Source organism: Clavibacter quasicaliforniensis (genome assembly GCF_051201715.1).
In the GTDB taxonomy this organism is placed as follows: Bacteria; Actinomycetota; Actinomycetes; order Actinomycetales; family Microbacteriaceae; genus Clavibacter; species Clavibacter seminis.
Genome location: NZ_CP139624.1, coordinates 1,926,140 through 1,936,219 on the forward strand (window position 1 = coordinate 1,926,140; position 10,080 = coordinate 1,936,219).

Sequence of the window (10,080 nt, forward strand, 5' to 3'; positions counted from 1 at the left end):
TCAGCCTACGAGCGGCCACCGACACCGCCGGACAGGTTCGCCCAGAGCCGATCCGTCTGCGCGAGCGTCGACGTGAGCGAGATCCCGGAGTCGACGACCTCGTCGGCGACGGCGAGGCGCTCCTCGTCGGTGGCCTGCGACGCGATGCGGCGCTCGGCCTCCTCGGTCGACATCCCGCGGAGCTCGACGAGGCGGCGGATGCGCTCCTCGCGCGGCGCGTGGACCACCACGATCCGGTCGAACTCGTCGACGCGGCCGGACTCCACGAGGAGCGGGATGTCGTAGACGACGACCGCGTCGGCGTCCGCCTCTCCCGCCGCGGCCATGCGCGCGGCGGAGAGCGCGCGCACCGCGGGGTGCGTGATGGCCTCGAGGTCGCGTCGCGCGTCCGGGTCCTGGAACACGACCGCGCCGAGCGCGGGCCGGTCGAGGGAGCCGTCCGCGGCGATCACGCCGGGGCCGAAGCGCCGGGCGATCTCCGCGAGGGCGGGGGTGCCGGGTTCCACGACCTCGCGGGCGAGCCGGTCGGCGTCGATGCGCACGGCCCCGAGCTCCGCCAGGCGGTCGGCCACCACCGTCTTGCCCGCGGCGATGCCGCCCGTCAGTCCGATCACCTGCATGGATCCAGCCTAGGCGGGCGGCTCGCCCGGCGACGACGGAGGCCGCCCTCCCCGGAGGGAGAGCGGCCTCGTGATCGTGCGGTGGTGCTACTTCGAGCTGGACAGCTTCTCGCGCAGGGCGGCGAGGCTCTCGTCGTCCGCCAGCGTGCCGGCGCCCGTCGAGTCGCTCGTGAAGCCGGGGCCGGCGGACGTGATGCCCGTGTCGGCCGCCTCGGCCTCGGCTGCCGCCGCGACCTGCTTCTTGTGGGCCTCCCAGCGGGCCTGGGCTGCGGCGTACTGCTGCTCCCAGGTCTCGCGCTGCGACTCGAAGCCTTCCTTCCACTCGTTGGTCTCCGGGTCGAAGCCCTCGGGGTACTTGTAGTTCCCCTGGTCGTCGTACTCGGTGAGCATGCCGTAGAGGGCGGGGTCGAACTCGGTGCCCTCGGGGTCGACGCCGTCGTTGGCCTGCTTGAGGCTCAGCGAGATGCGGCGACGCTCGAGGTCGATGTCGATGACCTTGACGAACACCTCGTCGCCGACGGACACGACCTGCTCCGCGAGCTCGACGTGCTTGCCGGAGAGCTCCGAGATGTGCACGAGGCCCTCGATGCCCTCGGCCACGCGGACGAACGCACCGAACGGCACCAGCTTGGTGACCTTGCCGGGCGCGACCTGGCCGATGGCGTGCGTGCGGGCGAAGACCTGCCACGGGTCCTCCTGCGTCGCCTTGAGCGACAGCGAGACGCGCTCGCGGTCCAGGTCGACCTCGAGGATCTCGACGGTCACCTCCTGGCCCACCTCGACGACCTCGCTGGCGTGCTCGATGTGCTTCCAGCTGAGCTCGGAGACGTGCACGAGGCCGTCGACGCCGCCCAGGTCCACGAACGCGCCGAAGTTGACGATCGAGGAGACCACGCCCTTGCGGACCTGGCCCTTCTGGAGGTTGTTGAGGAACGTGCTGCGGCTCTCGGACTGCGTCTGCTCGAGGAGCGCACGGCGCGACAGGACCACGTTGTTGCGGTTCTTGTCGAGCTCGAGGATCTTGGCCTCGATCTCCTGGCCGAGGTACGGCGTGAGGTCGCGGACGCGGCGCAGCTCGATGAGCGAGGCCGGGAGGAAGCCGCGGAGGCCGATGTCCACGATGAGGCCGCCCTTGACGACCTCGATGACGGTGCCGGTGACGACGCCGTCGGACTCCTTGATCTTCTCCACGTCGCCCCACGCACGCTCGTACTGCGCGCGCTTCTTGGACAGGATCAGACGGCCTTCCTTGTCCTCCTTCTGGAGGACGAGGGCCTCGACGGTGTCGCCGACCTTGACGACCTCCGTGGGGTCGACGTCGTGCTTGATCGACAGCTCACGCGAGGGGATGACGCCCTCGGTCTTGTAGCCGACGTCGATCAGGACCTCGTCCCGATCGATCTTCACGACGGTGCCCTCGATGAGGTCTCCGTCGTTGAAGAACTTCAGTGTCTTCTCGACCGCGGCGAGGAAGTCCTCAGCAGATCCGATGTCGTTGATCGCGACCTGCTTGGGCGCCTTGTCGGTCGTTGCGATTGTCATGTAGTTAGTGCTCCAGGATGGGCATGAATAAGGCCGCTGGCGCGGACCCGCGCGGGTACCGGTCGAGCGGCGGACGGATGGGTCGTCGCAGAAGTGCGACAGTAGATCTTAGACCCGGCCGCGGAGGCGGGACAACCGCGCCGCGCGGGACGTCGGCCCTGCGCGTGTCGACCGCCCCGCCCGCGGTCAGCGGAGGACCGCCGCCCGCAGCGTGTCGAGGCCGACGCCGCCCACGTCGAGCGCGCGGCGGTGGAACGCGCGGATGTCGAACGCGTCGCCCTCGCGCCGGCGGGACTCGTCGCGGAGGTCCTCCCAGATGCGCTGGCCGACCTTGTAGGAGGGGGCCTGTCCGGGCCAGCCGAGGTAGCGGTTGACCTCGAAGCGCACGAAGGACGGATCCATGTTGACGTTCCGGCCCATGAAGTCGAACGCGAAGTCGGCGTCCCAGACGCCCTCGCCGTCGGGGCGCGTCTTGCCGAGGTGGACGCCGATGTCGAGCACCACGCGGGCGGCGCGCATCCGCTGCCCGTCGAGCATCCCGAGGCGGTCGGCCGGGTCGTCGAGGTAGCCCAGCTCCTGCATCAGGCGCTCGGCGTAGAGGGCCCAGCCCTCCGCGTGGCCCGACGTGCCGGCGAAGCGGCGCCACGTGTTGAGCTCCGCCTTGTTGTATGTGGCCTGCGCGATCTGCAGGTGGTGGCCGGGGACGCCCTCGTGGTAGACGGTCGTCAGCTCGCGCCAGGTGTCGAACTCCGTGACGCCCTCGGGCACCGACCACCACATGCGGCCGGGGCGGCTGAAGTCGTCGGCGGGGCCGGAGTAGTAGATGCCGCCCTCCTGCGTGGGGGCGATCATGCACTCGAGCGCGCGGATCTCCTGGGGGATGTCGAAGTGCGTGCGGCCGAGCTCCTCCACCGCACGGTCGCTCGTCTCCTGCATCCACGCACGGAGGGCCTCCGTGCCGTGCAGCTTGCGCGACGCGTCGCCGTCGAGGTGCGCGATGGCCTCGAGCACGCTCGCGCCCGGGAGGATCTCGCGGGCGATGGCCTCCTGCTCCTCCACCATGCGCGCGAGCTCGCCCACGCCCCACTCGTACGTCTCGTCGAGGTCGACCTCGGCGCCGAGGAAGGAGCGCGACCGGAGGGCGTACTGCTCGCGGCCCACGGCGTCGGCGTCGCGGCCAGCGGGCTCGAGCTCGGAGCCGAGGAACGACGCCAGCCGCTCGTACGCCGACCTGGCCTCCTCGGCGCGCGCCCCGAGGTCCTGGCGGAGGGACGCGGGCAGCTCGCCGTCGTCCGGTCGCGCCTCGTCGGCGAAGGACCGGAAGAACCCGTCGGGCGCGGCCTGGCGCTCGACCTGGCCGAGCACCTCGCGGATCTGCCGCTTCGCCGGCACCTGCCCGCGGCGGACGCCCTCGCGCAGGGTCGCGATGTAGCCGTCGACCGCGCCGGCGACGTTGCCGAGCCGCGTCGCGATGCGCTCCCAGTCGTCCGCGGAGGAGGTGGGCGAGATGTCGAACACCTCGCGGATGCCCTGCGCGGGCGACGCGATCACGTTGAGGTCGGAGAGGTGCACGCCGGCGTCGTGCATCTCGACGTCGAGCTCCAGCTCCCGGGTGAGGTCCATGCGGGTGACCTCGTCGATCGCGTCGACGGGCGTGGCCCGGGCGAGCTGCCGGACGACCGCGCGAGCGGCGTCGGCGTGCGCCGCGTGGCCCGCGGGCGACATGTCGCCGTACTCGCCCTCGCGTCCGGGGCGGCCGAGGTAGACGCGCTCCTCGGGGTGCAGGTCGAGCGAGGCGTCGATCCAGCCCTCGGCGATCCGGTCGATGTCCGTCTGCGGTCGGGGGGCCTTCGGCGTCGTCGTCATCCCTCGACCGTAGCGGCTCCCAGCAGGGACCGGACGGTCGCCGGATCCGTCGCGCCGCGCAGCTGCTCCGCGCGCACGGGGTCGAGCAGGATCTCCGCGAGTCGCGACAGCAGCGCGATGTGCCCGCCTCCCGTCGCCGCGATGCCGATGACGATGCGGACGTCGTGGCCGTCCCAGTCGACGCCGTCGGGCAGGCGCAGCAGGCTGATCGCGTCGGCCCGGACGAGGTCGCGGCCCGCGGCGAGCGTGCCGTGCGGCACCGCGACGCCCTCGCCCACGAAGGTGGACACGGATCGCTCGCGCTCGACCATGGCCTCGACGTAGCCGGGCTCGACGGCGCCGGCCGCGACGAGCGCGTCGCCCGCCTGGCGGATGGCGGACTCGCGGTCGTCGGCGTGCGCGTCCAGGCGGATCGCGCCGTCCGCGAGGAGGTCGGAGAGTCGTGCTGTCGTCATGCGCTGTGCTCCTCGTGCTGGGTGGATGGAGGGGATCCGCCGATCAGTGCGCGGCGGCGGCCCACGAGTCGCCGCGGCCCACCTGCACCTCGAGCGGCACCCGGAGGTCCGCCGCGTGGGCCATGCGGTCCGTCACGATGGCCTCGAGCGCGTCCCACTCCCCCGCTGCGACCTCGAGGATGAGCTCGTCGTGCACCTGCAGGAGCATGCGCGACGCCATGTCGCGCTCGCGCATGTCGGCCTCGATGCGGATCATGGCGATCTTCATGATGTCGGCCGCCGAGCCCTGGATGGGCGCGTTGAGGGCAGCCCGCTCGGCGTTGTCGCGGAGGACGCGGTTCGGGCTGTTGAGGTCGGGGAACGGGCGGCGGCGGCCGAAGATCGTCTCCGTGTACCCGGCGGCGCGCGCCTCCTCCACGACCTGGCGGAGGTAGTCGCGCACGGCCCCGAAGCGCGCGAAGTAGTCGGTCATGAGCTGCTTCGCCTCGGACGACGGGATGCGCAGCTGCTTGGACAGCCCGAACGCGCTCAACCCGTAGGCGAGGCCGTAGCTCATGGCCTTGACCTTGGTGCGCATCTCGGCGCTCACATCCGCGGGCTCCACCCCGAAGATGCGGGATCCGACGAAGCGGTGCAGGTCCTCCCCCGCCGCGAATGCCTCGATGAGGCCCGCGTCGCCGGAGAGGTGCGCCATGATCCGCATCTCGATCTGCGAGTAGTCGGCGGTGAGCAGGGTCTCGTAGCCCTCGCCGACGCGGATGGCGCTGCGGATGCGGCGGCCCTCCTCCGTGCGCACCGGGATGTTCTGCAGGTTCGGGTCGTTCGAGGAGATGCGGCCGGTCGTCGTGCCGGTCTGCACGTAGGTGGTGTGGATCCGCTCGTCGTCGCCGATGCCGCGCTCGAGCGTCTGGATGATCTGCCGCAGCTTGCTCGCGTCGCGGTGCTCGAGCAGCAGGTCGAGGAAAGGGTGCGGGTTCGACGCCTGGAGGTCGGCCAGCGCGCCGGCATCCGTGGAGAAGCCGGTCTTGTTGGCGCGCGTCTTCGGCATGCCGAGCTGGTCGAAGAGGACCTCCTGCAGCTGCTTCGGCGAGCCGAGGTTGATCTCCTTGCCGATCTCCGCGAACGCGCGCTGGGCGAGGTCGGTGATGCGCTCCTGCAGCTGCGCCGACAGCTCGGCGAGGCCGGCGCGGTCGGTCGCGACGCCTCGCAGCTCCATCTCCACGAGCACGAGCAGCGTCGGCATCTCGATGTCGACCATGACGCCGAGCGTGCGCTCGTCGAGCACCTCGCGCAGCGCGTGCTCGACCCGGAGCGTGTACCAGGCCTCGACCGGCGCCGTGAGCGCCTCCGTCTCGGGGACGAGCTGGTTGGCGTCGGGCTCGGGCAGGTCCTCCATGAGGTACCGGCTCACCAGCGCGGCGAGCGTCTTGTCGGTGAACCCGGGACGCAGCAGCCAGCCCGCGACGAGCACGTCGAACGCGAGCCCCTGGACCTCGAGGCCGGCGCGGCGCATCGCTTTCACCTGCAGCTTGGCGTCCGACATGATCTTCGGCGCGTCGCTCGCCAGCCATCGCTCGAACGGCGCGTAGTCGGCGCGGCCCTCCTGCCACGGCAGGGTCACCGCCTCGGTCGCGCTCGCGAGGCCGAAGCCGACGGGCCTCCCGTCCTGCGTCTCGACCGTGAGGCCGAGGCCGTGGGGCGAAGCGGCGCTCTGCCTCTCGATCCACTTCGCGAGCTCCTCGTCGAGCAGCTGCTGCGGCCGCGGGGCGGCGGGGGCCGTGGACGGCTCCTGCTCGACCACGCCGACGGGCGTGCCCTCGCTCGACGCGGAGGCGCCGGATCCCTCCAGCTTCAGCACCCGATCCAGCAGCTGCTTGAACTCCAGCACCTGGAACACCTCGCGGAGGGCGGGCTCGTCGATGGGCTTCCGCTCGAGGTCCCTGGGCCCGAGCGGCAGCTCGACGTCGGTGAGCAGCCGGTTGAGGCGGCGGTTGCGGATGACGTTCTCGTACTGGGCGCGGAGGTTGTCGCCGACCTTGCCCGAGATCTCGCCCCGGTGCTCGAGGACCGCGTCGAGCGACCCGTACTGGTTGAGCCACTTGACGGCCGTCTTCGGGCCGACCTTGTCGACGCCGATGAGGTTGTCGCTGGTCTCCCCCACGAGCGCCGCGATGTCCGGGTACATCTCCGGCTGCACGCCGTACTTCTCGAACACCTTCTCGGCGTCGTAGCGCGTGAGCTGGGAGACGCCCTGGGTGGACGGGTAGAGCAGCGTGACGTCGTCGTTGACGAGCTGGATGGCGTCGCGGTCGCCCGAGACGACGAGCACGCGGAAGCCCTGCTCGCGACCCTGCGTGGCCAGGGTCGCGAGGATGTCGTCCGCCTCGTGGTCCTCCTTGGTGAGGGTGGGGATGTTCATGGTCTTCAGCGCGCGCTCGAGCAGCGGCACCTGCCCGGTGAACTCCACGGGCGTCTCGCCGCGCGTGCCCTTGTACTCCGGGTACTCGCGCGTGCGGAACGAGAAGCGCGAGATGTCGAACGCGACGCCCACGTGCGTGGGCTTCTCCTTCTGCAGGAGGTTGATGAGCATCGCGATGAAGCCGTGCACGGCGTTCGTGTGCTGCCCCTCGCGGTTCTGGAAGCTCTCCGCCGGCAGGGCGTAGAAGGCCCGGAACGCCAGGGAATGGCCGTCGATGACGAGGAGGGTAGGCTTTTCCGTGTTCGGCACGGGTCCAGCCTATAGAGGGCTCCCGACGTCCGACCGGCCCTGGAGGATCCCCCATGACCCAGCCCGCATCCGAGCCGTCCGCCACCGCGCGGCTCCTCCGCCAGCCCCAGGACGTGGGCGCGCTCGCCGAGAAGATGGGCATCGTCTTCCAGGAGCTGAGCCCCGAGAGGTCCGTCGCCACCATGCCCGCCGAGGGCAACACGCAGCCGTACGGCGTGGTGCACGGCGGCGCGTACGTCGTGCTCGCCGAGTCGCTCGGATCCATGTCGGCGAACGTGCACGCCGGCCCCGACCGGGTCGCCTTCGGCATCGAGCTCAACGCGAGCCACACGCGCTCGGCGTCGACCGGCACCATCACCGGCACCTGCACGGCGATCCACCTCGGCGGCACGCTCACGACGCACGAGATCGTCATGACGGACGACGAGGGACGACGGCTCTCGACCGTGCGGATCACGAACATCATCCGCGAGCGCTCGCGGCGCTGACCGCGGCGACCCCGTACCGCGCGTCACGCGCGGCGGCGGCTAGGCCTTCTTGGCGCTCAGCTGCTCGATGATGGCCTGCGCCACGTCGTGCATGGTGAGGCGGCGGTCCATGGACGCCTTCTGGATCCAGCGGAACGCCTCGGGCTCCGTGAGGCCCATCTTCTCGTTGAGCAGGCCCTTGGCCCGGTCGACGAGCTTGCGGGTCTCGAAGCGCTCGACGAGGTCGGACACCTCGGCCTCGAGGGTGATGATCTGCGCGTAGCGCGCCAGGGCGATCTCGATCGCGGGCAGCAGGTCGTTCGGCGTGAACGGCTTGACGACGTAGGCCAGCGCGCCGGCCTCGCCCGCGCGCTCGACGAGCTCCTTCTGGCTGAAGGCCGTGAGGAGGACGACGGGCGCGATGTGGTTGCGGTTCAGCCGCTCGGCCGCGGAGATGCCGTCGAGCTGGGGCATCTTGACGTCCATGATGACGAGGTCGGGACGCAGCTCCGTGGCGAGCGCGACGGCGGTCTCGCCGTCACCGGCCTCGCCCACGACCTCGAAGCCGTTGTCGCGGAGGGTCTCCACGATGTCGAGGCGGATGAGCGACTCGTCCTCGGCGACGACGACACGGCGGGGGGCTGCGGGGGTTGCTTCCTGGTCACTCACGGATAGGAGCCTACGGTATCGTCGGGCGGGCCGGTGCGCGCCGGGACGGCGGGTGCCCGCCAGATCCCGGGTCGACCGGGGTGCGCCGGATTGGCGGAATGGCAGACGCGGAGCACTCAAAATGCTCTGTCCGTGAGGGCGTGTGGGTTCGAGTCCCACATCCGGCACCGCAGCCCGCGAGGGAGACGCGAGAGGGCGGGCGACCACGCAGGTCGCCCGCCCTCCGACGTCTCCGCGGGGGCCGGGGCCCCCGCGTCCGCGCGCTACTTCTCGTACGCGGGAGCGGCCTCGTTCACGGCGTCGCCGACGACGTGGACGCGCAGCTCGTTGGTCGAGCCCGCGATGCCGGGAGGGGATCCGGCGATGACGACGACCTTCTGGCCGACCTCCGCGAGGCCCTCCGCGAGGAGCACGTCGTCGACCTGGTGGAACATCTGGTCGGTGTGCGTGACCGGCTCGACGAGGTAGGACTGGACGCCCCACGACAGCGCGAGACGGCGGCGGATGCCCTCGTTCGGCGTGAACGCGAGGATCGGGATGCCGTTCCGGAGGCGGGTCATGCGGCGCACGGAGTCGCCGGACTCGGTGAAGACGCAGAGGAACTTCGCCTCGACGAACTCCGCCACCTCGGCGGCCGCGAGCGTGATGGCGCCGCCCTGCGTGAAGGGGCGCGTGCCGAGCTTGGGGATGCGCTCCAGCCCGTGCTCCTCGGTCGACTCGATGATGCGGGCCATGGTCTTGACCGTGACGACGGGGAACTCGCCCACGCTCGTCTCGCCGCTCAGCATGAGCGCGTCGGCGCCGTCGAGCACCGCGTTGGCGCAGTCGGAGGCCTCGGCGCGTGTGGGGCGGGGGCTCGTGATCATGGACTCGAGCATCTGCGTGGCCACGATGACGGGCTTGGCCTTGCGGCGGGCGAGCTCGACCGCGCGCTTCTGCACGATCGGCACGGCCTCGAGCGGCAGCTCGACGCCCAGGTCGCCGCGGGCGACCATGATCGCGTCGAACGCGTCGACGATCTCCTCGAGCGCGTCCACGGCCTGCGGCTTCTCGACCTTGGCGACGACGGGGACGCGACGGCCCTCCTCGTCCATGATCTCGTGCACGCGGACGATGTCCGAGGCGTCCCGGACGAAGCTCAGCGCGATGAGGTCGGCGCCGAGGCGGAGGCCCCAGCGGAGGTCGGCCTCGTCCTTGCCGGAGAGGGCGGGCACGTTGACCGCGACGCCCGGGAGGTTGATGCCCTTGTTGTTGCTGACGGCGCCGCCCACCTCGACCGTCGTCGTGACGCGGGTGCCGTCGGTGGAGACCACGCGGAGCGTGACCTTGCCGTCGTCGATGAGCAGCGGGTCGCCCGGCTTCACGTCGCCGGGGAGGCCCTTGTACGTGGTGGAGCAGATGTCCTTCGTGCCGAGGATGTCCTCGACCGTGATGACGAAGGTGTCGCCGAAGGCCAGGTCATGCGGGCCGTCCGAGAACTTGCCGAGCCGGATCTTCGGGCCCTGCAGGTCGACGAGGACCGCGACCGCGCGGCCCGCATCGTCGGCGGCCTTCCGGATCGTGGAGTAGATGCCCTCGTGGACGTCGTAGGTGCCGTGGCTCAGGTTCATGCGGGCCACGTCCACGCCGGCATCGATGATGGCGCGGATGCTCTCATAGGAGCTGGTCGCGGGCCCGAGGGTCGCGACGATCTTCGCTCGTCTGGTCATGCTCTGTCTGTCTCGCGTTTCTGC

Annotated in this window: 8 protein-coding genes and 1 tRNA gene; 2 read left to right on the top strand and 7 right to left on the bottom strand. The window is 71.1% G+C overall.

Going from position 1 to position 10,080, the window contains the following annotated elements; all coding sequences use genetic code 11:
• Window positions 1-5: 5 nt before the first annotated feature.
• The 5 genes from coaE to polA all read right to left on the bottom strand — a co-directional run bounded on the left by coaE (window position 6) and on the right by polA (window position 7,211).
• Window positions 6-620 (bottom strand): dephospho-CoA kinase, encoded by a 615-nt coding sequence (coaE, locus tag NL142_RS09210; RefSeq protein ID WP_194682463.1) that lies wholly within the window; start codon window positions 618-620, stop codon window positions 6-8.
• A gap of 87 nt (window positions 621-707) precedes the next feature.
• Complete coding sequence (gene rpsA / locus NL142_RS09215) at window positions 708-2,162, bottom strand: 30S ribosomal protein S1 (RefSeq protein WP_012038440.1); 1,455 nt, start codon at window positions 2,160-2,162, stop codon at window positions 708-710.
• Window positions 2,163-2,348: 186 nt separating this feature from the next.
• Entirely contained in the window at window positions 2,349-4,028 is a 1,680-nt protein-coding gene (locus NL142_RS09220; RefSeq protein WP_435078981.1) for a DUF885 domain-containing protein, read from the bottom strand.
• Window positions 4,025-4,483: a PTS mannitol transporter subunit IIA gene (locus tag NL142_RS09225; RefSeq protein ID WP_012038442.1), complete on the bottom strand. Its 459-nt coding sequence runs from the start codon at window positions 4,481-4,483 to the stop codon at window positions 4,025-4,027. The genes NL142_RS09220 and NL142_RS09225 overlap by 4 nt, the downstream gene beginning before the upstream one ends.
• 43 nt (window positions 4,484-4,526) lie before the next feature.
• Window positions 4,527-7,211, bottom strand: coding sequence for a DNA polymerase I (gene polA / locus NL142_RS09230; protein WP_435078983.1), 2,685 nt, complete (start codon window positions 7,209-7,211; stop codon window positions 4,527-4,529).
• A 53-nt stretch (window positions 7,212-7,264) separates the two neighbouring features.
• On the opposite strand from polA, the gene NL142_RS09235 reads away from it, so the two are divergent.
• The gene (locus NL142_RS09235; RefSeq protein ID WP_435078985.1) at window positions 7,265-7,699 is read left to right on the top strand and encodes a PaaI family thioesterase; all 435 of its coding nucleotides are present in this window, start codon (window positions 7,265-7,267) and stop codon (window positions 7,697-7,699) included.
• 39 nt (window positions 7,700-7,738) lie between these two features.
• On the opposite strand, the gene NL142_RS09240 is transcribed toward NL142_RS09235, so the two are convergent.
• Window positions 7,739-8,347, bottom strand: coding sequence for an ANTAR domain-containing response regulator (locus NL142_RS09240; RefSeq protein WP_012299329.1), 609 nt, complete (start codon window positions 8,345-8,347; stop codon window positions 7,739-7,741).
• A gap of 84 nt (window positions 8,348-8,431) precedes the next feature.
• Here NL142_RS09240 and NL142_RS09245 point away from each other — a divergent pair.
• Window positions 8,432-8,514: transfer RNA gene (locus NL142_RS09245), tRNA-Leu, on the top strand.
• Window positions 8,515-8,610: 96 nt separating this feature from the next.
• On the opposite strand, the gene pyk is transcribed toward NL142_RS09245, so the two are convergent.
• Window positions 8,611-10,056, bottom strand: a complete 1,446-nt coding sequence (pyk, locus tag NL142_RS09250) for a pyruvate kinase (protein WP_194682459.1) — start codon at window positions 10,054-10,056, stop codon at window positions 8,611-8,613.
• Window positions 10,057-10,080: the final 24 nt, after the last annotated feature.

Coding starts and splice junctions, on each gene's coding strand:
- coaE (WP_194682463.1), bottom strand. CDS start 620: ATGCAGGTGATCGGACTGACGGGCGGCATCGCCGCGGGCAAGACGGTG.
- rpsA (WP_012038440.1), bottom strand. CDS start 2,162: ATGACAATCGCAACGACCGACAAGGCGCCCAAGCAGGTCGCGATCAAC.
- NL142_RS09220 (WP_435078981.1), bottom strand. CDS start 4,028: ATGACGACGACGCCGAAGGCCCCCCGACCGCAGACGGACATCGACCGG.
- NL142_RS09225 (WP_012038442.1), bottom strand. CDS start 4,483: ATGACGACAGCACGACTCTCCGACCTCCTCGCGGACGGCGCGATCCGC.
- NL142_RS09235 (WP_435078985.1), top strand. CDS start 7,265: ATGACCCAGCCCGCATCCGAGCCGTCCGCCACCGCGCGGCTCCTCCGC.
- pyk (WP_194682459.1), bottom strand. CDS start 10,056: ATGACCAGACGAGCGAAGATCGTCGCGACCCTCGGGCCCGCGACCAGC.